Origin of the sequence: Streptomyces sp. NPDC096046, assembly GCF_040303285.1 — a bacterium.
Lineage (GTDB): Bacteria > Actinomycetota > Actinomycetes > Streptomycetales > Streptomycetaceae > Streptomyces.
The window spans coordinates 15,410-38,658 of record NZ_JBEOSZ010000059.1; the positions used below are offsets into that span (position 1 = coordinate 15,410).

At 71.8% G+C, this 23,249-nt stretch carries 24 protein-coding genes and 1 pseudogene; 14 read left to right on the forward strand and 11 right to left on the reverse strand.

Going from position 1 to position 23,249, the window contains the following annotated elements; genetic code table 11:
• Positions 1-29: 29 nt before the first annotated feature.
• Positions 30-626, forward strand: a complete 597-nt coding sequence (locus ABTX62_RS33435; RefSeq protein ID WP_352119686.1) for a DUF1707 SHOCT-like domain-containing protein — start codon at positions 30-32, stop codon at positions 624-626.
• 1 nt (position 627) lies between these two features.
• On the opposite strand, the pseudogene ABTX62_RS38045 reads toward ABTX62_RS33435, so the two are convergent.
• A pseudogene (locus tag ABTX62_RS38045) lies at positions 628-999 on the reverse strand (hypothetical protein).
• A gap of 406 nt (positions 1,000-1,405) precedes the next feature.
• On the opposite strand from ABTX62_RS38045, the gene ABTX62_RS33445 reads away from it, so the two are divergent.
• The 4 genes from ABTX62_RS33445 (at position 1,406) to ABTX62_RS33460 (ending at position 5,656) form a co-directional block, all read left to right on the forward strand.
• A complete protein-coding gene (locus tag ABTX62_RS33445) occupies positions 1,406-2,698 on the forward strand; it encodes an extracellular solute-binding protein (protein WP_352119687.1) in 1,293 nt (430 codons plus the stop codon).
• 6 nt (positions 2,699-2,704) lie between these two features.
• Positions 2,705-3,709, forward strand: a complete 1,005-nt coding sequence (locus tag ABTX62_RS33450; RefSeq protein ID WP_352119688.1) for a carbohydrate ABC transporter permease — start codon at positions 2,705-2,707, stop codon at positions 3,707-3,709.
• 74 nt (positions 3,710-3,783) lie between these two features.
• Positions 3,784-4,548 carry a carbohydrate ABC transporter permease gene (locus tag ABTX62_RS33455; protein WP_237524362.1) on the forward strand — a complete coding sequence of 255 codons (765 nt, stop codon included), beginning with the start codon at positions 3,784-3,786 and terminating at the stop codon, positions 4,546-4,548.
• A 58-nt stretch (positions 4,549-4,606) separates the two neighbouring features.
• Positions 4,607-5,656, forward strand: coding sequence for an endo-1,4-beta-xylanase (locus ABTX62_RS33460; RefSeq protein WP_352119689.1), 1,050 nt, complete (start codon positions 4,607-4,609; stop codon positions 5,654-5,656).
• Positions 5,657-5,715: 59 nt separating this feature from the next.
• On the opposite strand, the gene ABTX62_RS33465 is transcribed toward ABTX62_RS33460, so the two are convergent.
• The 3 genes from ABTX62_RS33465 to ABTX62_RS33475 all read right to left on the reverse strand — a co-directional run bounded on the left by ABTX62_RS33465 (position 5,716) and on the right by ABTX62_RS33475 (position 8,158).
• Entirely contained in the window at positions 5,716-6,741 is a 1,026-nt protein-coding gene (locus ABTX62_RS33465; RefSeq protein WP_352119690.1) for a LacI family DNA-binding transcriptional regulator, read from the reverse strand.
• A gap of 209 nt (positions 6,742-6,950) precedes the next feature.
• Positions 6,951-7,154, reverse strand: a complete 204-nt coding sequence (locus tag ABTX62_RS33470; RefSeq protein WP_352119691.1) for a DUF5999 family protein — start codon at positions 7,152-7,154, stop codon at positions 6,951-6,953.
• A 419-nt stretch (positions 7,155-7,573) separates the two neighbouring features.
• Entirely contained in the window at positions 7,574-8,158 is a 585-nt protein-coding gene (locus ABTX62_RS33475; protein WP_352119692.1) for a hypothetical protein, read from the reverse strand.
• A 541-nt stretch (positions 8,159-8,699) separates the two neighbouring features.
• Here ABTX62_RS33475 and ABTX62_RS33480 point away from each other — a divergent pair.
• The gene (locus tag ABTX62_RS33480) at positions 8,700-10,217 is read left to right on the forward strand and encodes a glutamate-cysteine ligase family protein (RefSeq protein WP_352119693.1); all 1,518 of its coding nucleotides are present in this window, start codon (positions 8,700-8,702) and stop codon (positions 10,215-10,217) included.
• Between the two features lie 68 nt (positions 10,218-10,285).
• Positions 10,286-11,086 carry a CPBP family intramembrane glutamic endopeptidase gene (locus tag ABTX62_RS33485; RefSeq protein WP_352119694.1) on the forward strand — a complete coding sequence of 267 codons (801 nt, stop codon included), beginning with the start codon at positions 10,286-10,288 and terminating at the stop codon, positions 11,084-11,086.
• Between the two features lie 49 nt (positions 11,087-11,135).
• On the opposite strand, the gene ABTX62_RS33490 is transcribed toward ABTX62_RS33485, so the two are convergent.
• Positions 11,136-11,954, reverse strand: a complete 819-nt coding sequence (locus ABTX62_RS33490) for a PhzF family phenazine biosynthesis protein (RefSeq protein WP_352119695.1) — start codon at positions 11,952-11,954, stop codon at positions 11,136-11,138.
• Positions 11,955-12,120: 166 nt separating this feature from the next.
• Here ABTX62_RS33490 and ABTX62_RS33495 point away from each other — a divergent pair, with 166 nt between their 5' ends.
• Entirely contained in the window at positions 12,121-12,744 is a 624-nt protein-coding gene (locus ABTX62_RS33495) for a PadR family transcriptional regulator (RefSeq protein ID WP_352119696.1), read from the forward strand.
• A 61-nt stretch (positions 12,745-12,805) separates the two neighbouring features.
• Here the strand turns inward: ABTX62_RS33495 and ABTX62_RS33500 are convergent, their stop codons facing one another.
• Positions 12,806-13,234: a type II toxin-antitoxin system Rv0910 family toxin gene (locus ABTX62_RS33500; RefSeq protein ID WP_352119697.1), complete on the reverse strand. Its 429-nt coding sequence runs from the start codon at positions 13,232-13,234 to the stop codon at positions 12,806-12,808.
• 222 nt (positions 13,235-13,456) lie between these two features.
• Between ABTX62_RS33500 and ABTX62_RS33505 the strand changes: the two genes are divergently transcribed.
• The 3 genes from ABTX62_RS33505 to ABTX62_RS33515 all read left to right on the forward strand — a co-directional run bounded on the left by ABTX62_RS33505 (position 13,457) and on the right by ABTX62_RS33515 (position 16,275).
• The gene (locus ABTX62_RS33505; RefSeq protein ID WP_502998061.1) at positions 13,457-14,005 is read left to right on the forward strand and encodes a Clp protease N-terminal domain-containing protein; all 549 of its coding nucleotides are present in this window, start codon (positions 13,457-13,459) and stop codon (positions 14,003-14,005) included.
• Positions 14,006-14,091: 86 nt separating this feature from the next.
• Positions 14,092-15,096, forward strand: coding sequence for an EamA family transporter (locus tag ABTX62_RS33510; protein ID WP_352119699.1), 1,005 nt, complete (start codon positions 14,092-14,094; stop codon positions 15,094-15,096).
• A gap of 228 nt (positions 15,097-15,324) precedes the next feature.
• Positions 15,325-16,275: a DMT family transporter gene (locus ABTX62_RS33515; RefSeq protein WP_352119700.1), complete on the forward strand. Its 951-nt coding sequence runs from the start codon at positions 15,325-15,327 to the stop codon at positions 16,273-16,275.
• 15 nt (positions 16,276-16,290) lie between these two features.
• Here the strand turns inward: ABTX62_RS33515 and ABTX62_RS33520 are convergent, their stop codons facing one another.
• Positions 16,291-16,923 carry an FMN-binding negative transcriptional regulator gene (locus ABTX62_RS33520; protein WP_352119701.1) on the reverse strand — a complete coding sequence of 211 codons (633 nt, stop codon included), beginning with the start codon at positions 16,921-16,923 and terminating at the stop codon, positions 16,291-16,293.
• Positions 16,923-17,609 (reverse strand): pyridoxamine 5'-phosphate oxidase family protein, encoded by a 687-nt coding sequence (locus tag ABTX62_RS33525; protein ID WP_352119702.1) that lies wholly within the window; start codon positions 17,607-17,609, stop codon positions 16,923-16,925. Before ABTX62_RS33525 ends, ABTX62_RS33520 begins: the two co-directional genes overlap by 1 nt.
• A 35-nt stretch (positions 17,610-17,644) precedes the next feature.
• On the opposite strand from ABTX62_RS33525, the gene ABTX62_RS33530 reads away from it, so the two are divergent.
• Positions 17,645-18,976 (forward strand): aminotransferase class I/II-fold pyridoxal phosphate-dependent enzyme, encoded by a 1,332-nt coding sequence (locus ABTX62_RS33530; RefSeq protein ID WP_352119703.1) that lies wholly within the window; start codon positions 17,645-17,647, stop codon positions 18,974-18,976.
• A 292-nt stretch (positions 18,977-19,268) separates the two neighbouring features.
• Here ABTX62_RS33530 and ABTX62_RS33535 read toward each other — a convergent pair whose 3' ends face one another.
• On the reverse strand, positions 19,269-20,222 hold the full coding sequence (locus ABTX62_RS33535) for a DMT family transporter (RefSeq protein WP_352119704.1): 954 nt from the start codon (positions 20,220-20,222) through the stop codon (positions 19,269-19,271).
• 75 nt (positions 20,223-20,297) lie between these two features.
• Here ABTX62_RS33535 and ABTX62_RS33540 point away from each other — a divergent pair, with 75 nt between their 5' ends.
• Positions 20,298-21,200 (forward strand): LysR family transcriptional regulator, encoded by a 903-nt coding sequence (locus ABTX62_RS33540; protein ID WP_352119705.1) that lies wholly within the window; start codon positions 20,298-20,300, stop codon positions 21,198-21,200.
• Positions 21,201-21,213: 13 nt separating this feature from the next.
• Here the strand turns inward: ABTX62_RS33540 and ABTX62_RS33545 are convergent, their stop codons facing one another.
• Positions 21,214-21,687 carry a pyridoxamine 5'-phosphate oxidase family protein gene (locus ABTX62_RS33545; protein ID WP_352119706.1) on the reverse strand — a complete coding sequence of 158 codons (474 nt, stop codon included), beginning with the start codon at positions 21,685-21,687 and terminating at the stop codon, positions 21,214-21,216.
• A gap of 128 nt (positions 21,688-21,815) precedes the next feature.
• On the opposite strand from ABTX62_RS33545, the gene ABTX62_RS33550 reads away from it, so the two are divergent.
• Complete coding sequence (locus ABTX62_RS33550; protein WP_352119707.1) at positions 21,816-22,466, forward strand: cysteine hydrolase family protein; 651 nt, start codon at positions 21,816-21,818, stop codon at positions 22,464-22,466.
• Here the strand turns inward: ABTX62_RS33550 and ABTX62_RS33555 are convergent.
• On the reverse strand, positions 22,453-22,941 hold the full coding sequence (locus tag ABTX62_RS33555; protein WP_352119708.1) for a Rieske (2Fe-2S) protein: 489 nt from the start codon (positions 22,939-22,941) through the stop codon (positions 22,453-22,455). The genes ABTX62_RS33550 and ABTX62_RS33555 overlap by 14 nt on opposite strands.
• Positions 22,942-23,249 lie beyond the last annotated feature (308 nt).

Consider the following 23,249-nt stretch of genomic DNA (forward strand, 5'->3'; position numbering starts at 1 on the left):
GCGTGCCCGGGGAGATCGGGGGTGGAGTGATGGCGGCCGAGATCGCGCGGACCGGTGGATCGCCCGAGGTGCGGGCGTCCCACGAGGACCGGGACCGGACCGTGGACGTACTGCGTGTCGCCGCGGGCGAGGGCCGGCTGACCCTGGAGGAGCTGGACGAGCGGCTGGAGGCCGCGCTGTCCGCCCGCACGGTGAGCGAACTCGTCGTGCTGACGGCGGATCTGCCCGCGCCGGCCGGCCGGGCACCCGTCGGGGAGGAGGACATCGTCCGGATCCGGCAGGAAGGGGCCTCGACCCGGCGGGGCGACGGCTGGACGGTGCCGCGGCGGCTGGAGATCCGTTCGGCGTGGGGTGACGTGACGCTCGACCTCACCGACGCGGTGATCACGCACGACACGCTGGACATCGACCTGGACCTGCGTGCCGGCGTCCTGAAGCTGCTGACCCGGCCGGGTGTCATGGTGGACACCGGCGGTCTGGTGATGCGGTGCTCCGAGATCAAGGCGCGCCGGCCGGCCGACGACGCCGTCCTGCTGCGCATACGGATCACGGGTGAGATCCGCTACGGCCAGGTCGTGGTGTGCCCGCCGCGCAGGGGCTTCGGCCGCAGGCGGGCGACCGCCTGACTCACCCCACGTGGACCCTCGGCCGCCGCTTCAGGTCCGGCTCCGCCCGGCTCAGGACCTCATGGGTCGCCGGCGCGACCCCGCCCTGGCCGAACAGCAAGCAGCGCAGGGGGTTGGCGAAGGGCCCGCCCTTGGTCCATCCGGGCTGGTGTCCGAGGGGTGAGAAGTAGGCGACACCGGTCAGGCACATCACCCGCCACCAGGGCCGACCCTGGTGCGGGGCTCCGCTTCGGCATGGGGCCCGGTGTGGCCGCCGCTCCTGCCCATGTCGGGCAGGCCCTCCACCGTCCAGGCACGCGGGTGGCCGGATGGAGTGGGCCCAAGGGCGGCTCGGTGAAGGGTGCTCGGTGGTGGCCGTCGACGTGCTCCCGATGCGCGGTTCAAGGATTTCCGGCCGTCACCGGACGGCCGGATCGGCGTAAGCGGAGCGTGATGCCGTGGTCCGTGGGTGAGAGGGCCGGGATCGTCAAGCTTCCGATGAGACTGCCCGCCGGGACCGGCGCACCTGCGGAAACGCGAGTTGAAGGACGGGGACGGCTCTGCCTCGCGGGAGGGCGACGCCGATCCGTCGGCCGACCGACGGCCACTCTGTGTGATGGCCGTCACCCGCGCCTCGTAACGTTCGTGCGGCGTTCCGAATGTTTCGTCCCCTCATCTGCTGCCTGTGTCAGTGAAAGATTCACCATGTACAAGGGGTTGCCACCGTTTGGCCGCTGTCTCTAGGGTGCGGCAACAGCGAAGCTTTCTGGATCTCATTCGAAACTTTCGAGGAGCGCATGATGGGCGACCCCGCACTGTCCCGCCGCGGCTTCCTGGCGGCCTCCGCCGCGGCCGGTCTGGGGACGACGGCACTGACCGCATGCGGCGGGGACTCGGACGGAGGGGCGTCGGGGACGACCACGATCGAGTGGTGGAACATCTCCACCACTCAGCCCTCCAAAGACGTCTGGGCCGCCCTCGCCCGGAAGTTCGAGGCACAGAACCCCAAGGTCAAGATAAAGATCGTCCAGATGGAGAACGACGGCTACAAGTCCAAGATGACGGCGCTGACCGCCTCCGGGAAGCTGCCCGACATCTTCCACACCTGGGGCGGCGGCGTGCTGAAGCAGCAGGTCGACGCCGGCCTCGTCGAGAACCTCACGGACCGCACCAAGCCATGGGCCGACGCCCTGCTGCCGGTCGCCAGGGAGCCGTACCTCATCGACGACCAGACCTACGGCATCCCGTTCGACATCGGCATGATCGGCTTCTGGTACAACAAGGCGCTCTTCAAGAAGGCAGGCATAACCGAGCCGCCGACCACCTGGAACGGCTTCCTCGACGCCGTACGCAAGCTCCAGGCCGCCGAGGTCACCCCGCTGGCACTGGCCGGCAAGGAGAAGTGGCCCGGCATGTACTACTGGGCCTACCTGGCGATGCGCACCGCCGGCGCCGAGGCGCTGCAGAAGGCCTACGACGCCAAGGACTTCACCGGTGCGCCCTTCGTGGAGGCGGGCGAGCACCTGAAGGAACTCGTCGGCCTCCAGCCGTTCCAGAAGGGATACCTGGGCGCCGCCTACTCCACCCCCACCGGCCAGGCCGCCACCGTCGGCAACGGCAAGGCGGCGATGGAGCTCATGGGCCAGTGGGCGCCCACGGTTCAGGCCGACGCGGGCAAGGGCCTCGGCAAGGACCTCGGATTCTTCCCGTTCCCCGCGGTCGAGGGCGGCAAGGGCGCCATCACGGAGGTGTTCGGCGGAGGCGGCGGGCACGCGCTGCGCCGGGGCGCCCCGCAGGCGGCCGTCGACTTCCTCGAGTTCTTCGCGTCCGAGGCCACCGACCTCGAACTGGTCAAGAAGACCGGTGTCCTTCCCGTGGTGCCCGCGGCCGAGAGCGCCATCGCCGACCCCAACATCAAGGCCGTACAGGCCCAGTTGAAGGCGGCCACCGGTTTCCAGCTCTACCTGGACCAGGCGTACGCGCCCGCCGTCGGCCAGGAGGTCAACGACAGTGTGGCCGCGCTCATCGCCGGTTCCAAGTCGCCCGGGCAGGTCGCCCAGTCGATCACGAAGACCGCGAAGGAAGAGCAGTAGCCGGCGATGACCTCCACGTTCCTGCCGGACAAACGGACCGGTACCGGCGCCGGTGCCGGTGCCCCGCCCCCGGCCGCGGACCGGCCCACCGGGCGGGCCCGGCGGCGCGCACTGCACTGGCTCACCGCGGCCGGCTTCCAGCTCCCGGCCCTGGTGCTGTTCGCCGGGCTCGTGCTGCTGCCGATGCTGTTCGCCCTCTACGCCGCGTTCTTCCGCTGGGGCGGCTTCGGCATGCCGTCCGACTACATCGGCGGCGAGAACTTCACCCGGCTCTTCCAGGACGAGGTCTTCCTCGGCGACCTGTGGCGCTGCCTGGTCCTCGTGGTGCTGTCGCTCGCTGTCCAGCTGCCGTTCGCGCTCGCCATGGCCGTCCTGCTCAACCAGCGGATGCGCGGGCGGGCGGTGTACCGGATGCTGTTCTTCGCCCCGTACGTCCTGTCCGAGGCCATCACCGGCATCCTCTTCGGCATGATCTTCGCCCCGGACGACGGTTTCGCCGACCAGGTCCTCGACAGGATCGGGCTGGCGGGGCTGGGCGGTGAGTGGTTCGCGGATCCGTCCACCGTCATGGCGACCCTGTTCCTGGTCATGACCTGGAAGTACTTCGGCTTCCACATGATGCTGTACCTGGCCGGACTGCAGGCGGTCCCCCGGGAACTGACCGAGGCGGCGCTCATCGACGGGGCGAGTGCCTGGCAGCGGTTCCGCAATGTCACCCTGCCCCTGCTCGCGCCCACCCTGCGCATCAGCGTCTTCCTGTCGGTCATCGGGGCGATCCAGCTCTTCGACCTGGTGTGGGTCACCACCGCGGGCGGCCCCGACCACCACTCCGAGACCATGGCCGTGACCATGTTCCAGTACGGCTTCAAGCGCTACCAGGTCGGCTACGCCAGCGCGATCAGCGTGGTCATGTTCGGCATCAGCCTGGTCTTCGCCCTCGCCTACCAGCGGTTCGTCCTCCGGCGCGACCTGGAAGGTGCCACCACGACCATGCGGGGTGACGCGAAGTGAACACCCGTCAGAAGACGCGTGGGGGCGGCAGGACCTGGGGCCTGCACCTCGTACTGACCGTCGTCGGAGCGGTCATGGCCGTCCCCCTGCTCTACGCCGTGCTGTCCGGCTTCAAGTCCACCGACGAGCTCTCCCGCAACCCGGTCGGTCTGCCCGAGTCGTGGGTGACCTCCAACTACACCCAGATCCTCGGCTCGGGGGACTTCTGGCGGCTGATCGGCAACAGCACGCTGATCGCGGTGGGCACGACCGTCCTGATCGTCGCGGTCTCCGCCCTGTCGGCCTTCTCCTTCGCGCGGTTCGCCTTCCGCGGCCGCGAGGCGCTGTTCACGCTGTTCACCATGGGGCTGATGTTCCCGTTCGCGGTAGCGGCCCTGCCGCTGTTCCTGCTGCTGCGCTCCCTGGACCTGCTGGACAACCCGCTCGGCGTGATCCTCCCGCAGGCCGCCTTCGGACTGCCCATGACGATCATCATCCTGCGGGGCTTCTTCCGGCAGATCCCCGGCGAGCTGGAGGAGGCGGCCACGCTCGACGGGTGCAGCTCGTTCGGCTTCTTCTGGCGGGTGCTGCTGCCCATGGCGCGGCCCGCGCTCGGCACCGTCTCCGTGCTGGCCGTCGTCACCAGCTGGAACAACTTTTTCCTGCCGCTGCTGGTGTTCACCGACGCACAGTGGTGGACGCTGCCGATCGGCGTCCAGCAGTTCCAGGGGCAGTACTCCGCGGAGTACGCCAAGGTCTTCGCCTATCTGGTGCTGGCCATGGTCCCCGCCCTCGCGTTCTACTCCGTCGCCGAGCGCCAACTCGTCGGAGGCCTCACCGCCGGCGCCACCAAGGGCTGACGCGCGCCGCGGCCGTACGGCTCTGTTCTCGCCCATCCCCGTCGTGAGGAGTCGCACCATGCGCAAGAACCGTCTGAGACTCATCGGCGCCGTCACGGCGCTCCTGGTCGCCGCGGGCATCGGCGCCGGCACGCCCGCCCAGGCGGGTCACCAGCAGCCCACCCTCGCCGACCTCGCCCAGCGGCACGGCCGCTACTTCGGCAGCGCCACCGACAATCCCGAGCTCGTGGACGGGCCCTACAAGGCCCTGCTCGGCAGCGAGTTCGACCAGATCACGCCCGGCAACGGCATGAAGTGGTACGCCACCGAGCCCCAGCAGGGCGTGTTCGACTTCTCCCAGGGCGACGAGATCGTGCACCTCGCCCGCGCCAACCGGCAGAAGGTGCGCGGCCACACCCTGGTCTGGCACAGCCAGCTGCCCGAGTGGATCACGAACAGGGAGTGGACGGCCCCGGAGCTGAGAGCCGTGCTGAAGAAGCACATCCAGACCGAGGTACGGCACTACCGGGGCAAGGTGTTCGCCTGGGACGTCGTCAACGAGGCGTTCAACGAGGACGGCACGTACCGGGAGTCGGTCTTCTACAAGACGCTCGGGCCCGGCTACATCGCCGACGCGCTGCGCTGGGCGCACCAGGCCGATCCACGCGTCAAGCTGTACCTCAACGACTACAACATCGAGGGGATCGGCCCGAAGAGCGACGCCTACCACCGGCTGGCCAAGGAACTGAAGGCCGCGGGCGTCCCGCTGCACGGCATCGGCCTCCAGGCCCACCTGGCCCTGCAGTACGGCTATCCGGACACCGTGGAGGACAACCTCCGCCGCTTCTCCCGGCTCGGCCTCGACACCGCCCTCACCGAGGTCGACATACGGATGCAACTGCCCGCGACGCAGGAGAAGCTGGCCCGGCAGGCCCAGTGGTACGCCGATCTGACCGCGGCCTGCCTGGCGGTCCGCCGGTGTGTCGGCATCACGCTGTGGGACTACACCGACAAGTACTCATGGATCCCGGCGGTCTTCCCGGGTGAGGGCGCGGCCCTGCCGTGGGACGAGGAACTGCGGCCCAAGCCCGCGTACTTCGCGCTGCGTTCGGCGCTCGGGGGGCGGTAGCCGGGGGCGGCGCCCTGCCGGACCGGGGGCGGCGGGGCGCCGTTCCCCCGTACGGGGGCTCAGGCCGGTGGTGCGGTGCTCGCCCGTACCACCAGGTCGGTGCCGAGCTCCACGCGCGGTGAGTCCGGCTGCTCGTCGCGGGTCAGCCGGAGCACCGTGCGCACGGCCAGTTCGCCCATGTCGGCCAGGGGCTGGCGGATGGTCGTCAGGGGCGGGGCCGACCAGCGGACTTCCGGGAGGTCGTCGAAGCCGACCACGCTCATGTCCTGCGGCACCCGCAGCCCGTGCCGGCGCAGTGCCTCGATCGCGCCGAGTGCCATCTGGTCGCTGGCCGCGAACAGGGCGGTCGGCGGCTCGGGCAGGCCGAGCAGCGTGGTGCAGGCGGTGAAACCGGACTCGGGGCGGAAGTCGCCGGTGACCACGAGGGACGCGTCCGGCGAGATGCCGGCGCCCTCCAGGGCGGCGCGGTAGCCGTCCAGCCGGGCCCGCGAGCACAGCAGGCGGGGCGGGCCGGCGATCAGGCCGATCCTGCGGTGTCCGAGGGACAGCAGATGCTCGGTGGCCGCCAGACCGCCCGACCAGTTCGCGGCGCCGATCGTGGGGGCGTCCAGGGAGGGCGACCCCGCCGGATCGACGACCACCAGGGGCACGCCCAGGATCCGCAGCTCTTCGTGCAGGCTCGGGTCCAGGGCCGAGGTGACGAGGATGACGCCGTCGGAGGCGCGGGCCCGCAGATTGCGCATCCACTCGCGGGCGTCACCCGACCGCCCGTGGATGGCCGACACCACCGTGCCGACCCCGGCCGCGTGCGCGACCTCCTCGACCCCCCGGATGATCTCCACGGCCCAGGGGCTGTCGAGGTCGTCGAAGACCAGGTCGAGCAGGGCGGCACGGGTGCCGGGAGCCGTGGGGCGCTTGCGGTAGCCGTGCCGGCGCAGCAGGGCCTCGACGCGGGCCCGGGTCCGCGGCGACACGTCGGACCGGCCGTTGACGACCCGGGACACGGTCGGTACGGACACGCCGGCCTGCCGGGCGATCTCCGTGATCGTGACCTTGCCCCCGGCGTCGGCCTCACGTGCTCCCACTTGCCCACCTCCGTCGACGGGTGACCGCGAAACTTCCAGGAGTCTTCCGGAAGACGGGCCCCGGTGGGAAGGCGTACGAGCCGGGAACGGGACGTGGCCGCCGGTGACGGAAAGCGACGAGCCCCACACGTGCCTCGGGGCCGGTGCGCGGGGCGTCCCGCGGCCGGCCCCTCATCTGTGCCGACGGGGCGTCGCTCCGCCGAACGGCCTCAGGCGGCCGTCATCACCTGGCCCGCCGGCGGACGGTGCGGCGCGATGGCCCGGCCGTCCGGCAGGAGCTCGCCGGTGTCCTCGAAGAGCACCACGCCGTTGCACAGCAGGCTCCATCCCTGCTCCGGGTGGTGCGCCACGAGGCGGGCGGACTCCCGGTCGGCGGAGTCGGCTGAGGGGCACTGGGTCTGGTGCTGGCACATGGGTGGGATCTTTCGCTGGGTCGAGATGGACGATGAGACTGCGTCGGTCGAGTCGGTCGTGTCTGTTCCGCGGCTAGAAGTGTCGTTCATGGCCGCCCCCCGTTGTGATAAGTCGTCGGAACCCAGTGTTGCCCCACGGGCGTCGCTCCGCAGGGATTTCGCGTCACGGCTTCTCACAGGTTCATGACGCGTCACCCGCGTGGACGGTTCATCCCAACTGGGCCGTCCCTTCGGGTGGTTCGCAGTGGCCGGATAGGGCTAGTCCGCCCGGGCCGACGGCCATCCCGGCTCGTACGAGCCATAAAGTGCTCCAAAGAGCGATCGCGTGAGCGAAAAGACGTTCGTGTGAGCGATCGGGTGGCAAAAGAACGACCCCGCCGCCGAAGTGCGGCGACGGGGTGCGGGGAACTCGCGGCTCTTCAGGCGGGCGAGCCGAGCAGTCTGGTGGGAGCCGCCCGGTGGGTCAGCACCGGAAGCAGTTCGGCGACGCGGTGCGGACGGTGGGCCGCGATGCCCGGAGGCGCGGGCGCCAGCGGGACGAGCAGATCGGTGGCGGCGGGGTGTCCGTCGGCGCCGTCCGCGGCGCAGTCCTCGTGCAGCCAGAGCGTCAGCATGTACAGGCCGGGCACCGACAGCAGCCGGGGCTGGTACGGCTGCGGCATCGTCTCCGCCTGCCTCAGGGCGCGCTCGGTGGAGGTGATGTACGGACCCTCGAAGAAGTGCGAGAAGGCCCAGCCGTCGGCGGTCAGCATGGTCTCCGCCGCGGCCACGGCGTGGTCGCCGCAGCGGATCAGGAAGCGCCACCCGGCCAGCCGGGTCGCCGAGACGCCCTCGGCCGTGACGTGGTCGAGGACGTGCACGGGCAGCGGGAGCTCGGGTGTGGCGGGTCCCCGCGTGCCGAGCATGGAGGGAGTTCGCGCCTCGCGGACCGCGGTGGGAGAGGAGAGCGCAGTCAGGACGGAACGGAGTGCGGGCGCGGGAGCCGGAGGGACATGCAGCGGCATGGTGGGTCGCCTCTCATTCAAAGGCACGGTGGCGCGAGGGCGGGGGCGGACGGCGCTGTCAGCTCACGAGGGTCAGAAGGGCAGGGGCCGGGTCGTGAACGAGAGGGGGGTGGGATCCGCGTCGCCTCGGCGGCAGGACCCGTCGACCGTGGGCGCCAACCTTCTGCCTTGTCGCGGAGTTTATACGACACGGGTTGAGACTGTGTTTCGGCTAGCCGTTTCCGGTGAGTAGAACAAGGGTACATTCGGTCGGCGATACGCGAGAATCATCCCGATTCCGAGCGGGGGTGCACGGCGATGACCTCGGTGAATGTCCGCGAGCCGGTCGGCGTATTCTTGTCGGCGTTTTTCACGAGTTCGCGGGACCCGAAACCCGTCCGGTGCGTCATGCCGAGTGAATGTGCCACCGGTCACACATGGCCAGCGTAGCGGCCGGCGGACCCGCGCGGGACGTTATCGATCGCTTTCGCTGGGCATCCTCCACCTGACCGGGACCCGGGCAGCCGGATCCCGGCCCGCATCACCGAGAAGGGACGCTTCGATGGGGGAGAAGGTCGTGGCGGGCCGGTTCGACCTGTCCGATCGCCAGCGCTACCGCGACAAGCTGCGTCAGTGTCTGACGGGCTTGGAGCGACTCCTGGCGGAGAAGCGGTTCGATCGCCCCCAGAACCTCATGGGGCTGGAGATCGAATTGAATCTCGCAGGCGCCGACGGCATGCCGAAAATGTTGAACGGGCAAGTCCTCGAACGCATCGCGAGTCGTGATTTCCAAACAGAACTCGCCATGTTCAACCTGGAAGTGAACATCCCCCCACACCGTCTGGGGGGCCGGGTATTCGACCGGCTCGCGGAGGAACTCCGTACGTCGCTGGCATATGCCGACCGAAAAGCAGGCGAGGTCGACGCCGGTATTGTGATGATCGGTATTCTGCCGACTCTCGACCGTGACGACCTGGTGTCGTCGAACCTCTCCGACGTCGACCGCTACACCCTCCTCAACGATCAGATCGTGGCCGCCCGCGGCGAGGAGTTCACCCTCGACATCGACGGGGTGGAGCACCTGAGCTGCACCTCGAAGTCCATCGCGCCCGAGGCCGCCTGTACCTCCGTGCAGCTGCACCTCCAGGTCACCCCGGCCCGCTTCGCCGACGTGTGGAACGCGGCCCAGGCGGTCGCCGCCGCGCAGATCGCCGTCGGCGCCAACTCGCCCTTCCTCTTCGGCCGCGAGCTGTGGCGCGAGTCGCGGCCCCCGTTGTTCCAGCAGTCCACCGACACCCGCCCGCCCGAGCTCCAGGCCCAGGGCGTCCGGCCGCGCACCTGGTTCGGGGAGCGCTGGGTCACCTCGGCGTACGACCTCTTCGAGGAGAACCTGCGCTACTACCCGGCCCTGCTGCCGATCTGCGACGACGAGGACCCGCTGAAGGTCCTCGACCAGGGCGGCACACCCTCGCTCGCCGAACTCGTCCTGCACAACGGCACGATCTACCGCTGGAACCGCCCCGTCTACGGCATCGCCGACGGCGTCCCGCACCTGCGCGTGGAGAACCGCGTCCTGCCGGCCGGTCCCACCGTCGTCGACGTCATCGCCAACGCGGCCTTCTTCTACGGCGTCGTGCGGGCGCTCGCGGAGGAGTCCCGGCCGGTGTGGTCCCGGCTGCCCTTCGAGGCGGCCGCCGCCAACTTCGACGCCGCGTGCAAGGACGGCATCGACGCCCGCTTCACCTGGCCCCGGCGCGGCCGGTACGGCGGCACCGCCGAGGTCGACGCCGTGAGCCTGGTCCGGGACGAGCTGCTGCCGCTCGCCGAGGCGGGGCTGGACGCCTGGGGTGTCGAGCCGGCCGACCGCGATCTGTACCTGGGCGTGATCGAGGAACGGTGCCGCCGCCGGGTGAACGGGGCGAGCTGGCAGGCCGCCACCTTCCACAAGGCACTGGACGCCGGCCTCTCCCGGGAGGACGCCCTGGCCGCCACGACCCGGCGCTACCGCGAGCTGATGCACAAGGGAGAGCCGGTGCACAGCTGGCCGGTGGGGCTGCGGGAGCCGGTGTCGCTGGGATGACGCCGCCGTCGGGGTGACATTCCGTTGCCGCCATACTGATCCGACAGGTCGGTGAAGTGGAGGCGGGTGTGCAGGCGGAGACGAGCCCGGTGGGCGATCCCAATCCACAGCAAGGGCTCTCACGGCGAATGCTCCGCCACGAGACACTGCTCGTCCTCGCGCTCTCGCTGGGCGCGAGCGGAGTGTCCGCGCTGATCAGCTTCGTCGGGTCGGTCACCAAGCCGGGCGGGCTCAAGGACCAGGCGGCCACGCTGAACGCCTCGGCCGCGCCCGGCCGGCCCTGGCTCGACCTCGCCTGGCAGCTCTTCGGCATCACCACGGCCCTCGTGCCCGTCGCGCTCGTCGCGCACTTCCTGCTGCGTGAGGGCGCGAGCCTGCGCACCATCGGCTTCGACCGCACCCGCCCCTGGCCCGACCTCGGCCGCGGGGCGGCGATCGCGGCCGTCATCGGCAGCACCGGCATCGCCTTCTACCTCGCGGCCCGCGGTCTCGGCTTCAACCTCACCGTGGTGCCCGAGGCGCTGCCCGAGGTGTGGTGGAAGTACCCGGTGCTGATCCTCTCGGCGATCCAGAACGCCGTACTGGAGGAAGTGATCGTCGTCGGGTATCTGCTGCGCCGCATGGGCCAGCTGGGCTGGACTCCGACGGCGGCGCTGGCCGGCAGCGCGGTGCTGCGCGGCTCGTACCACCTCTACCAGGGCGTCGGCGGCTTCATCGGGAACATGGTCATGGGTGTCGTCTTCGTCCACCTCTACCGCCGCTGGGGGCGCGTCGGCCCGCTCGTGGTGGCCCACTCGCTGCTCGACATCGGGGCGTTCGTCGGGTACGCGCTGCTGGCGGGCAAGGTGGGCTGGCTGCCGACGGCCTGAAGCGGTGCGGAAGGGGCGTACGACACCGTCGTACGCCCCTTCTCTCGTCTCAGGCCATCAGGTCGCCCTCGATGACGGTGACCGCCCTGCCCGTCAGCAGGGTGCGCCCGCCCCGCAGTTCCGTGCGGACGCGGCCGGAGCGGGGTGAGGCCTGGAGTCCGGTGAGCCCCGGACGGCCCAGGCGCTCGGACCAGAACGGGGCGAGTGCGGTGTGGGCGCTGCCGGTCACCGGGTCCTCGTCGATGCCGACGTTCGGAAAGAAGCAGCGCGAGACGAAGTCGTAGCCCCGGGCGGGGTCCTCGGCCAGGGCGGTGGCGATGACGCCGCGCTCGGAGTGGGCGGCGAGGGCCTTCAGATCGGGGCGGAGGGCGTGCACCGTCTTCTCGTCGGTGATCTCGACGAGCAGGTCGCCGACGTGCGGGCCGGTGTCGAGGACGGTGAGCGGCTCGGCTCCGAGCGCCTCGGCGAGGCCGTGGGGCGGGTCGAGGCGGGTGAGCGGGGCCGTCGGGAAGTCCATGGTGACAGAGCCGTCCGCGGCGGGGGTGGCGACCAGGACGCCGCTGCGCGTGGCGAACCGGACCGGGCCCTCGTGGGCGTCGGTCGTGTGCAGGACGTGGGCGGTGGCGAGGGTCGCGTGGCCGCACATCGCGACCTCGGTGGCCGGCGTGAACCAGCGCAGCGCCCAGTCGGCCCCGGCGCCCTCGGGCAGCGGGTGGGCGAAGGCGGTCTCGGCGTGGTTGACCTCCAGGGCGACGCTCTGCAACCAGGTGTCGTCCGGGAAGGCGTCCGCGTCGGTCAGGAGCAGGACCCCGGCCGGGTTGCCGGTGAAGGGGCGATCGGTGAAGGCGTCGACGATTCGGATCCGCATGGCCCCGACGTTAGGGCTGCGCCGGGGCCGCAGACCAAGGCCAATCCGGGAGTGGCGGCCCGGTTCCGCCGGCCGGGTGCCGCGAGCAGGTCCTTGCCCTCGGCGCATTACCGATATATCGTTGAAGCATCGCGACAGATCAACGATGGAATGGAGAGTGGTTGGGATGCGTACCCACGGATTCGAGCGTGGACATGGACACGGCGGCCCGCAGCACGGCCGGGGCGGCTTCGAAGGGCTGCGGTCGGCCTTCGGTCCGTTCGGGCCCGGCGGCCCGGGCGGCCCCGGCTGGGGCGGACCCGGTGGGCCGGGCCCCTGGGGCGGACGAGGGCGTGGGGGCCCGAGGGGAAGGGCGCGGCGCGGTGACGTACGCGCCTCGATCCTGGCCCTGCTGAAAGACCGGCCGATGCACGGCTACGAGATGATCCAGGAGATCGCCGAGCGCAGCGGCGGGGCGTGGAAGCCCAGCCCCGGCTCGGTGTACCCCACCCTCCAGCTGCTGGAGGACGAAGGGCTGATCGTCAGCGCCTCCGAGGGCGGCAAGAAGCTGTTCTCGCTCACCGAGGCGGGCCGCGAGGCAGCCGGCGAGGGGCCCGAGGCCCCCTGGGAGGAGGCTTCCCGCGGGGTCGACTGGGAGGCCCTCGGTGAGATCCGCCAGGCCGGCTTCGGTCTGATGGAGGCCTTCGGCCAGGTCTGGAAGACCGGCAGCAAGGAGCAGCGCGAGAAGGCGGTCGGCGTCATCAACGAGGCCCGCAAGAAGATGTACCTCATCCTCGCCGACGAGGACTGAAGGGCGCGGGCACGACGCGCCCCCGGATCCCTCCGGGGGCGCGTCGGCGTGCCGGGGGGTGTCAGGCCACCAGACCGTCCAGCCTGCGCAGCGACTCGTGCAGGGCCGCCGTGGCCGAGTCCTTGAGCTTGCCCGCCATCAGGGACACCGTCGCGCCCGTGAACTCACCGTCGATGCGGACCGTCGTGGCGCCGCCGTCGGGCGCGAGGGTGTAACGCGTCGCGACCGTCACCGCCATCGGGCCCTTGCCGCGGAGGGCGAGCACGCGGGCCGGTTCCAGCTCCTCGACGGTCCAGGCCACCTCGGCCGGGAAGTTCATCAGCAGCATGTTCTCCAAGAACGTCGCGCCCACGGCGAGAGGCTCCGGGCCGCCCGCCGGGAAACTCGTGTGGGTCGCGTTCCACTCGCCGTACGCGGACCAGTCCGTGAGTCTCGCCCATACCTTCTCGGCCGGCGCTCCGATGCGTGCCTGCGCGCTGACTTCGGCCATGCGACCACCTCTTCGTATCGGGCCGGTGTCGCGGAACGTAGCCGCAGCGGCCGCGATGTTCAATACTGACGAACCGTCAGGCAGGCCGGTGCCTCTCCCCGGATCCGCCTGATCTCCTCCGCAAGGAGGAGATTCCGGCCACCGGCGTCCACTTTCCGTGGGACGCGAAGATGCTTCCCTCCGGGGATGACCCGGGCCCGCGGGGCTGATGGGGTAGAGGATGTGCAACCCCGTAACCCCCGGCAGTCGGCCCATGAGCACGGCATCCAGCGCGTGGACAACGATGCCAGGCTCAGTGACGAGCTGGCGTCGGTGGTCGGCGGTGCCCGGCGCCGGGCGGTCCGGGACGGGGACCGGCAGATCGACACCGCCCATCTGCTCCACTCGCTGCTGGAGTCCGACCCCGACGCGCGTGCCGTCATCGGTGAGGGACCGCAGATCGCGCGGCTGCTCGGTTATCTCGTCCAGCGCAGCATCGGCTACGGCCTGCGCTGGCAGAGCGGTGTGGAGGACTCCGGCGCCGTCCCCCTCGTGACCGAAACGGCGGGCTTCTCCCCGCTCGCCGCCGCGTCCATGGAGTACGCCTGCGCGCGCGGGTCCGAGCGCGGCGGGCCGGCCCGTGGCACCGACCTGCTCGCGGCGATCGTCGTCGACCCGCAGGCGCGCGCCGTAGAGGTGCTCGAACGGGCCGGCATCGACCCGCGCGAGGTGCACGCCCGGCTCGACGGCCGGCCCGCCGTCACCGAGGAGTGCGGCGAAGCCACGCACTGAGCCGCGTGACCTGGGGCCGCTCCTCCCGTCCAGGCTGTGAGACAGGTGCCATAGGGGATGACGCTCCTGTCAAGGCCTGCCATCATGTGCCGGTGCGTACCTCTGACAGCAGCGCGAGCGGGCGCGGCAGGGGGGTGGGGCTCGGCCTCGCGCTCCTGTCCGCGGTCGCCTTCGGCGGATCCGGTGTCGCGGCCAAGCCGCTGATCGAGGCGGGCCTGGACCCGCTGCACGTGGTGTGGCTGCGCGTGGCCGGGGCGGCCCTGGTCATGCTGCCGCTCGCCGTGCGGCACCGGGCGCTGCTGCGCAGGCGCCCCGGGCTGCTGGCCGGGTTCGGCCTGCTCGCCGTCGCCGGTGTCCAGGCCTGCTACTTCGCCGCGCTCTCCCGGATCCCCGTCGGGGTCGCGCTGCTCATCGAGTACCTGGCACCCGCGCTCGTGCTGGGCTGGGTGAGGTTCGTGCAGAAGCGGCCCGTGACGCGTGCCGCGGCCGTCGGTGTCGTCCTCGCGGTCGGCGGACTCGCCTGTGTCGTCGAGGTCTGGTCCGGTCTCGGCTTCGACGTCCTCGGACTGCTGCTCGCGCTCGGCGCGGCCTGCTGCCAGGTCGGCTACTTCGTGCTGTCCGACCAGGGCGGCGACGCCGGGGACGAGGCACCCGACCCGCTCGGCGTCATCGCCTACGGGCTGCTCGTCGGCGCGGCCGTGCTAACCGTGGTCGCACGGCCCTGGACCATGGACTGGTCGGTCCTCCGGGGCACCGCGAGCATGGACGGCAGGCCCGTCGCCGCCGTCGTCCTGCTGGCGTGGATCGTCCTCGTCGCAACGGTCGTCGCCTACATCACCGGTGTGCTCTCCGTGCGCCGGCTCTCCCCGCAGGTCGCGGGAGTCGTGGCCTGCATCGAGGCGGTCATCGCCACCGTCCTGGCCTGGGTCCTGCTCGGCGAGCACCTCTCGGCGCCGCAGATCGCCGGTGGGGTGATCGTGCTGGTGGGCGCGTTCATCGCGCAGTCCTCGACACCCGCCAAGGGGTCCGGGCAGCCGGTGGCGAGCGGCGGCCCGAAAAGGCAATTGTCAGGGCGCGGGACCAGCGCCTAAGGTGTCGATCATGCCTTCGAACGCACTCGTTCTTCCGCCGCCGGCCGCCTGAGGCGGGCCCTCCGGAAACCGCGCCCGGCGATGAGCCGCCGGGCCGAACGGTGCTGCCCGCAGACGAAGTCCGCGGACCCCGCTGATCCCGACCGATCCGGGGCCCTTCCCGAACTTCCGCGCATCCGGCCGCCACCCGACGCGGGTGGCGTGCGTGCGCGTCTGCGGAGAGAACACATGTCGAACACCGCATCCGGCCTGCCCATCGGGCGAGGCCTCCTCTATCTGATCGTCGCCGGTGCCGCCTGGGGCACCGCGGGCGCGGCCGCCTCCCTGGTCTACCGGACCAGTGACATGGGGCCCGTCGCCCTCTCCTTCTGGCGCTGCGCCGCCGGTCTCCTCCTGCTGCTCGCCGTCCGCCCGCTGCGGCCGCGTGCCGCGACGCCCGTGCGGGAGCCGCTCGGCCGCCGGGCGCTGCGGTCCGGGGTCATGGGGCTCGGGCTCGCCGTCTTCCAGACCGCGTATTTCGCGGCCGTCTCCGCCACCGGCCTGGCCGTGGCCACCGTCGTCACCCTGGGCGCGGGTCCCGTCCTCATCGCGCTCGGGGCCCGGCTGACCCTGGCCGAGCGCCTGGGCCGGGGCGGCACCCTCGCCGTCGGCGGCGCCCTCGCCGGGCTCGCGGTTCTCGTCCTCGGCGGCGGAGGCGCGACCGTACGACCGGTGGGTGTGCTGCTCGCGCTGCTGTCCGCGGCCGGGTACAGCGTGATGACGCTGCTCATCCGCCGGTGGGGCCGCGCCGGCGAGGCCGACGCCTCCGGGACGACCACCGGGGCCTTCGCCGTCACGAGCCTGTGCCTGCTGCCCCTCGCCCTGACGGAGGGACTCCTGCCGCACACCGAGGAACCCGGCCGGCTCCTGCTCCTGCTGGTCTACGTCGCCGCCGTCCCCACGGCACTCGCCTACGGCCTCTACTTCGCGGGCGCGGCCGTCGTACGGTCCGCCACCGTCTCGGTGATCATGCTGCTCGAACCGGTGAGTGCGGCGGTGCTCGCCGTCGTCCTGCTCGGCGAGCACCTCACGGTGGCGACGCTGGCCGGGACCCTGCTGATGCTCGGCTCGGTGGCGGGCCTCGCGATCGGGGAGGCGCGGGGTGCGCGTAAGGGCGAGGAGCCGGTGATGGCCGTGTAGGGCGGGCCTCGCGGCCTACGCCCGCTGCCGGTGCAGGAGGTGGTCGCGGGCCTTCGCGTCGCCCGGCCCGCCGCGGGCCGCGAGGCCCGCGGCGATCCGGTCCCGGACCTCGTCCGTCCTGTGGCCGGCGTACTTGAACTTCGCCCGCACGTCCCTCACCTCGAGGCGCAGGCCGCGGATCCCGGCGAGCATCCTGCCGTAGGGGGCCTCGCCCACCGCGGCCCGCGCGGAACCGCCCCGTGGCTGGAAGTGGTCGACCTGGCGGTTGAGGAGCGCGGCCTTCTCCGCCGGGTCGTCCACGACATGGGCGCGGCAGCGGAGCTGGACGGCCGCGTAGAAGCTCGTCGGGGTGCCGTGCCCGGGCGGGACGTCCGGGGCGGCCTGCCAGGGGCCGGGCACGTACACGTAGTCGTCGACCACGCTCAGCACCACCTCCGGGTCGGCCTCCAGTGCGGGCCAGAGCGGATTCGGGCGGGCGAGGTGGGTGAGGACGACGTTGCGCTCGGGGTCGTGGGCGAAGTGCAGGGGCTGGACGTGGGGTGGCTCGCCCGGCAGGCCGTTGACGGCGGGCTGGCCGAAGTCGTGATCGGCCAGCCACCGTTGCCATTCGGTGTCGTCGCGGGGCGCGTCCCAGGGGTGGATCAGCATCACAGGGCCTCGAGGTAGCCGGGCGGTTCGGTGCCTTGGGCCAGGCCCGGGTCGGGAACCGGTGTGCCGTAGGTGCGCCGCACCGGGACGACACCGGCCCAGTGGGGGAGGGCGAGGTCCTCCGGTTCGTCGTTCACGCCGCCGGTGCGCAGCTTCGCGGAGACCTCGTCCAGATCCAGGCGGATCACGGCGGTGGCGGCCAGCTCCTTCTTGTCGGCGGGCCGGGAGTCGGCGGAGCGGCCGGGCACGACGTGGTCGACCAGCGCGTCCAGGGCCCGCCGCTTCTCCTCGGGGTCCGTCACGTCGTGGGCGACGCCGTGCACCACTACGGAGCGGTAGTTGATCGAGTGGTGGAAGGCCGAGCGGGCCAGGACCAGTCCGTCGACGTGCGTGACCGTCAGGCACACCGCGAGGCCCGGGTCGGCCTGTCCGGCCGCCCGCAGCGGACGCGAGCCCGTCGAGCCGTGTACGTACAGGCGCTCGCCGACCCGGGCGTACAGCGTGGGCAAAACCACCGGCGCTCCGTCGCGGACGAAACCGAGATGACAGACGTAGGCCTCGTCGAGTATCGCGTGCACCCGTTCCCTGTCGTACGAGGCCCGGTCCGGGGAGCGGGTCGGGACGGTGCGGTCGGTCGGGGTGTAGCCGGTCTCGGGATGCGACGGCGTCTGCGCGGTCCCCTGCATGGCGCTCTCCATTGCACTAGTGCATAATTGGTTTTGTGCTAGGAGAGTATCGGATCAGTGGGCGTCGCGCAGCGGACATTTCCGCGAGCATCGAGCGCGTGGTGGGGGCCGGTGAGCTGAGGCCCGGTCAATCGCTGCCACCCATGCGGGAGTTGGCGGAGCAGCTAGGGGTGAACCCCAACACGGTCGCGGCCGCGTACCGGACTCTGCGCGAGCGCGGGGTCATCGAGACCGCCGGCCGGCGCGGCAGCCGGGTGCGGCCCGCACCGGCGACGACCGGGCGGGACCACATCAGGGTGGAGGTTCCCGAGGGCGTGCGGGACGTCGCGCAGGGCAATCCGGACCCGGCGCTGCTGCCGCCGCTCGCGGGCGCGTTCGCGGCGGCGGCCGCCGAGGGTGACCGGGAGCCCGTGCTCTACGGGGGCCTGGCCGTGGAACCGGAGCTGGCCCGGATCGCCCGGACCGGACTCGACGCCGACGGAGTGCCGGACGGGCCGCTCGCCGTGGTCTCCGGGGCCCTCGACGGCGTCGAACGGGTGCTGGCGGCTCACCTCAAGCCCGGTGACACCGTCGCCGTCGAGGATCCCGGCTGGGGCCGCACCCTCGATCTCGTGCCCGCGCTCGGGCTGCGGACCGTCCCCGTCGGCGTCGACGGCGAGGGACCGCGCGCACAGGACGTGCGCCGGGCGCTGGAGTCCGGGGCCCGGGCCCTGATCGTCACGGACCGGGCGCAGAACCCGACCGGCGCCGCGGTGAGCGCTCCGCGCGCGCGTGCCCTGCGTGCCGTGCTCCGCGAGCACCCGGAGGTCCTGCTCATCGAGGACGACCACGGTCACGGCATCGTCGACGTGCCCCTGCACCCCCTGGCCGGCACCACCCGGCACTGGGCGTTCGTGCGCTCGGCCGCCAAGGCCTACGGCCCTGATATGCGTCTCGCCGTGCTCACCGGGGACGGGGTCACCGTCGACCGGGTCCGCGGACGGCACCGGCTCGGCCCGGGCTGGGTGAGCCGACTGATGCAGCGGGCCCTGTTTCGGTTGTGGGCCGACGGCGTGGTGGACACGGCCCAGGTGGCGGCGTCCTACGGACGGCGGAGGGACGCGCTGATCGGCGCGCTCGACCGGCGCGGTGTCGCGTCGTACGGGCGCAGCGGCATGAACGTGTGGGTGCCCGTGCCGGACGAGACCGGCGCGGTCGCCCGGCTGCTGCACGCCGGCTGGGCGGTGGCCCCCGGAGCCCGCTTCCGGCTGAGCGCACCGCCCGGCATCCGGGTGACCGTCTCGACGCTCGCCGAGCCCGAGATCGAGTCGCTGGCCGACGCGATCGCCTCGGCCGTCGGCCCCGCCCCCGCGCGCAGCTACGACTGATTCCCCGCCCGGCGCATCGGCCTTCGACCACGGAGGCACGGGCCGGTGCGGGAACGGCTGAGACGCCGGCTTCGGCCCTGGAGCCGCTGCAAGGAGGTCGCCCGGTGGGCCACGGCCGAGGTGCCGGCCTCGGTCGTGGGGTCGTCGTGCGTGCGGGGCTGTGTCTGCCGAACGGTTCCGGTGTCTCGGCCCTGGGGAGGCGCGGTTGAGGCGCCGGCCTCGGTCGTCGGGTCGCCGTGCGTGCCGGGCTGTGTCCGCGGAACGGCGATCCCGGCGCTCCGGGCCCGTGCGGTTACGGGAGAGACGTCTGCCGGGGCTTCGGTCGTACCTGGGTGAGTGCCGCGCCCGTCAGGACGATCAGTGCCCCGATCGGGGTCGACCAAGTGAGCGTCTCGCCGAGGAGGGCGACACCGGCGGCCGTGGCGATGACCGGGATGAAGTACGTGACCATCTGGGCGGTCGTAGGGCCGACCTCGGCGACCAGGCCGTACTGGAGGAGCACGGCCAGGCCCGTGCCCAGGGCGCCCAGGGCGGCGATCGCCAGCAACGGCACGACGGACACGCGGGTGGGCACGGTGGTGAACAGCGGGGTGACGACGGCCAGCTGGACCGTCGCGAGCAGCAACTGGGCGCCGGTCATCGACAGGTGCGAAGGGCCGGTGCCGGCCAGGGTGCGGCGGACGTAGATCCAGCCGATGGGGTAGCTGAGGGAGCCCAGCAGGGCCAGTGCCGTTCCGGTGGCGTCCAGGCCGTGGAAGCCCTGCCAGGCGCCCAGCACCGTGAGCACCCCGAGGAAGCCCAGGCCGAGCCCCGCGACCCGCACCCGGGTCGGGCGGTCCTCCGAGAGGGCGACCAGCGACAGCGCCATGCCCCACAGCGGTGAGGTCGCGTTGCAGATGCCCGCCAGCGTGGACGGGATGGTCAGTTCGGCGTAGGCGAACAGGGAGAACGGCAGGGCGTTCAGCAGGAACGCGGCGACCGTCAGATGCGCCCAGACGCGTGCGCCGCGCGGCAGTCCCTCACGGCGCACGGCCATCGCGGCGGCCAGCACCACCGTGCCGAACACCAGCCGGCCGAGCGTCACCTGGAACGGCGCGTAGCCCTCGGTGCCCACCTTGATGAGGAGGAAGCTGAAGCCCCAGATCAGGGACAGGGCGGCGAACCGCAGACGCCAGTCCAGACGGTGGCGGGCAGGTGCGGGCGGCGCGGTGGCTACCCGCCCGGACGGGGTGGTGACGGTGCTCATGCCGGCCACGATGCGGCACCACAACCTCGTAGCACAATCGAGATTTCGCACCCGGTACTGCGTAGCATTGCTTACATGTTGAACCTGGAGCGCCTGCGCACCCTCGACGCCCTCGCCCGGCACGGCTCGGTGAGCGGAGCGGCCGACGGGCTGCACATCACGACCTCCGCCGTCTCGCAACAACTGGCCAAGCTGGAACGCGAGGTCGGTCAGCGGCTCCTCGCCAAGAACGGCCGGGGCGTGCGGCTCACCGACGCGGGCCGGCTGCTCGCCGAGCATGCCGCGCGCATCCTGTCCCAGGTCGAACTCGCCCAGTCGGACCTGGAGGCGCAGCGCGGGCAGGTCGTCGGCGAGCTCAGGCTCTCGGCGTTCCCGACGGCCGCACGTGGCCTGTTCCCGCACGCGCTGGCCGCACTGCGCGAGCGGCATCCCGCGCTCCGGCTGCGTTCCTGCGAGCTCGAACCGGAGCAGGGCATCGCCGGAGTCGTGCGCGGCGACCTCGACCTCGCCGTGGTGCTCGACTGGTACAACAAGCCCATGGCACTGCCCGAGGACCTGGTCAAGGCGTCGATCCTGGACGACCCGGCCGAGGTCGCCCTGCCGGCGAACCACCGGCTCGCAGGGCGCGAAGAGGTGGACCTCGGCGAGTTCGCCGACGACGAGTGGATCACCTGGGGCGACGGTGAGTTCTGCCACGAGTGGCTGATGTTCACGCTCCGCTCGAAGGGCATCGAGCCGATCGTCGGCCACCGCGCGGCGGAGACGCACACGCAGCTCGGGCTGGTCGCCGCGGGCCTCGGGGTGTGCATCGCCCCACTGCTGGGCCGCCACCCGGTGCCCGACGGGGTGGTGACCGTCCCGGTCACCCAGCGGGTCCGGCGGCACGTGTACGTCGTCTGGCGCGCGGACGCGGACCGCCGCCCCTCGATCCGGGCGGCGGTGCAGGCCCTGCGGGCGGCGGGGGAGAGCGTCGGCTGAACACTCCCGAGAGCTACTTCCCGGCCAGCTTGCGGAAGTCCCAGGAGACGATCTTCTGCGGCGTCAGACGCATCCACGCGTGCCGGCCGTCGTGCGGCATCTCCTCCAGGCCGAAGTTCTTCCGTGCGAACAGCGTCTCCGGCACGTCGAGTTCGGCGCGCAGCTCGCCGGTGCGGGGTATCTCGCCCACGAACTCGACGCTGCCGGACAGCTCGGCACCGCGCAGCTCGTCGTACTCCTCGCCGGTGTCGACCACGATCGCCACGCGGGGATCGCACCGCAGATCGGTCCACCGCTTGCTGCGGACGACCGAGTAGAGCCACATCGAGGCGCCGTCCCAGGCGAACCACAGCGTGCTGACGTGCGGCGCGCCGTCCGCCGACACCGTGGCCACCCGGCAGGTGCGCTGCGTGGTCAGGAAGTCGTCCAGCTCGCCCGGCGTCATCATGATCTTCCGGCCCCTGCGCTGCTGCTGAGTGACGGTCATGCGCCCCCTCTTTCTCCCACGTCGTGTCAGAGGAGATCCTCTGACATCACGTCAGAAAAGGATGGGTGCTCTTCCGTTCGCGCGCAACGGTGGCTACGCTCGCCCGGCCGCCGGCGACAGGGGGAGACGTGCCCTCGTACGAAGCGCTCAGCGAACTCCTCGAACCGCGCACCACCGTGCTGCTCACCGTCGAGTGCCAGGAGGGCGTCGTCGGGGCCGACAGCGCACTGCCCGAACTCGCCGCGCAGGCGCGCGCAGGTGGCGCCCTCGCCAACGTCGCCCGCCTGGTGGCGGCCGCCCACGACGGCGGTGTCCAGGTCGTCCACGCCCTCGCCGAGCGCCGCCCCGACGGCCGTGGCGCGAACAGCAACGCCCGCCTCTTCCGCGCCGCGGCACGCCTGCCCGTCCAGCAGCTGACCGGCACCGCGGCGGTGCGGGTGGCCGCCCCGATCGAGGTCGCCGAGGAGGACCTCGTCGTACGGCGTCTGCACGGCCTGTCCCCCCTGCACGGCACCGACGTCGATCCGCTGCTGCGCAACCTCGGCTGCCGCGCGCTGATCGTCACCGGCGTCTCGGCCAACGTGGCCGTACCCAACGCCGTGTTCGACGCCGTGAACCGCGGCTACACCGTCGTCGTCCCGGCGGACGCCATCGCGGGAGTGCCCGCCGACTACACCCCCGCGATGATCCGCCACACCCTCGCCCTGGTCGCCACGGTCGCGACCACGGACGAGGTGCTGGCGTGCCTGAAGCGTGCGGGTGGGATCAGGCGAGCGTGATGGAGTCGCCGTTCACGCTGATCTGCTTCGCCTCCAGCGGCTGGACCGCCGGCCCCTTCTTCACGCTTCCGTCCAGGACGGAGAACTGACTGCCGTGACAGGCGCAGGAGATGACATCGTCCTTGAGGTCGACCATCGGACACTTCTGGTGGGTGCAGATCGTCGAGAAGGCCTTGTAGTCGCCCGCGGCCGGCTGCGAGACCACCACCTTCTCGTCCTTGAAGATCTTGCCGCTGCCCTCCGGGATGTCGGCGGTCTTCGCGAGCGCCGCACCACCGGCCCCCGCTCCGTCGGACGAGCCGCCCCCTTCGTTCGTCGCACCGCCGCTCGCGGCGCCCTGTTCGGTGGACGGGTCGGACGCCTTGTCGTCCGACCCGCACGCCGTCAGCGCCACGGTGAGCCCCGCCGCGCCGACCGCCGCCACGACGGTGCGGCGGCTCGGTCCCGACATCGGCTGAACTGATTCGCTGGTCATGCTGACGTTCCTTCCGGGGAAGTTCGTGATCTGCCGAGAGGTACGGCCCCTGGGGACCGGCTGTTCAGACCTTGTCGAATCCTGACCCGTTCGCGGCAGGACACGGGTAAAGCCGAGCTGTCGGTTCGCTGTCGGGTTCCGGCCCGCCGCCGCGAGGCCGTCGCCGAGGCCGCCTTCGGACGTGGGGGCTTCTGATGGATCTCCGCGGCGTCGCGACCCGATCACGGCCGAGGGCGGCCCGGTGCACCCGATGGCGCAGGCGATGAACGCCATGGACTATGACGCGGCGGCGCTCGGCAACCACGAGT

What these genes read in the sequence shown, in the direction of transcription:
- ABTX62_RS33435 (WP_352119686.1), top strand. Translation starts at nt 30, where the DNA reads ATGGCGGCCGAGATCGCGCGGACCGGTGGATCGCCCGAGGTGCGGGCG.
- ABTX62_RS33445 (WP_352119687.1), top strand. Translation starts at nt 1,406, where the DNA reads ATGGGCGACCCCGCACTGTCCCGCCGCGGCTTCCTGGCGGCCTCCGCC.
- ABTX62_RS33450 (WP_352119688.1), top strand. Translation starts at nt 2,705, where the DNA reads ATGACCTCCACGTTCCTGCCGGACAAACGGACCGGTACCGGCGCCGGT.
- ABTX62_RS33455 (WP_237524362.1), top strand. Translation starts at nt 3,784, where the DNA reads ATGGCCGTCCCCCTGCTCTACGCCGTGCTGTCCGGCTTCAAGTCCACC.
- ABTX62_RS33460 (WP_352119689.1), top strand. Translation starts at nt 4,607, where the DNA reads ATGCGCAAGAACCGTCTGAGACTCATCGGCGCCGTCACGGCGCTCCTG.
- ABTX62_RS33470 (WP_352119691.1), bottom strand. Translation starts at nt 7,154, where the DNA reads ATGTGCCAGCACCAGACCCAGTGCCCCTCAGCCGACTCCGCCGACCGG.
- ABTX62_RS33475 (WP_352119692.1), bottom strand. Translation starts at nt 8,158, where the DNA reads ATGCCGCTGCATGTCCCTCCGGCTCCCGCGCCCGCACTCCGTTCCGTC.
- ABTX62_RS33480 (WP_352119693.1), top strand. Translation starts at nt 8,700, where the DNA reads ATGGGGGAGAAGGTCGTGGCGGGCCGGTTCGACCTGTCCGATCGCCAG.
- ABTX62_RS33490 (WP_352119695.1), bottom strand. Translation starts at nt 11,954, where the DNA reads ATGCGGATCCGAATCGTCGACGCCTTCACCGATCGCCCCTTCACCGGC.
- ABTX62_RS33495 (WP_352119696.1), top strand. Translation starts at nt 12,121, where the DNA reads ATGCGTACCCACGGATTCGAGCGTGGACATGGACACGGCGGCCCGCAG.
- ABTX62_RS33500 (WP_352119697.1), bottom strand. Translation starts at nt 13,234, where the DNA reads ATGGCCGAAGTCAGCGCGCAGGCACGCATCGGAGCGCCGGCCGAGAAG.
- ABTX62_RS33515 (WP_352119700.1), top strand. Translation starts at nt 15,325, where the DNA reads ATGTCGAACACCGCATCCGGCCTGCCCATCGGGCGAGGCCTCCTCTAT.
- ABTX62_RS33520 (WP_352119701.1), bottom strand. Translation starts at nt 16,923, where the DNA reads ATGCTGATCCACCCCTGGGACGCGCCCCGCGACGACACCGAATGGCAA.
- ABTX62_RS33525 (WP_352119702.1), bottom strand. Translation starts at nt 17,609, where the DNA reads ATGCAGGGGACCGCGCAGACGCCGTCGCATCCCGAGACCGGCTACACC.
- ABTX62_RS33535 (WP_352119704.1), bottom strand. Translation starts at nt 20,222, where the DNA reads ATGAGCACCGTCACCACCCCGTCCGGGCGGGTAGCCACCGCGCCGCCC.
- ABTX62_RS33540 (WP_352119705.1), top strand. Translation starts at nt 20,298, where the DNA reads ATGTTGAACCTGGAGCGCCTGCGCACCCTCGACGCCCTCGCCCGGCAC.
- ABTX62_RS33545 (WP_352119706.1), bottom strand. Translation starts at nt 21,687, where the DNA reads ATGACCGTCACTCAGCAGCAGCGCAGGGGCCGGAAGATCATGATGACG.
- ABTX62_RS33555 (WP_352119708.1), bottom strand. Translation starts at nt 22,941, where the DNA reads ATGACCAGCGAATCAGTTCAGCCGATGTCGGGACCGAGCCGCCGCACC.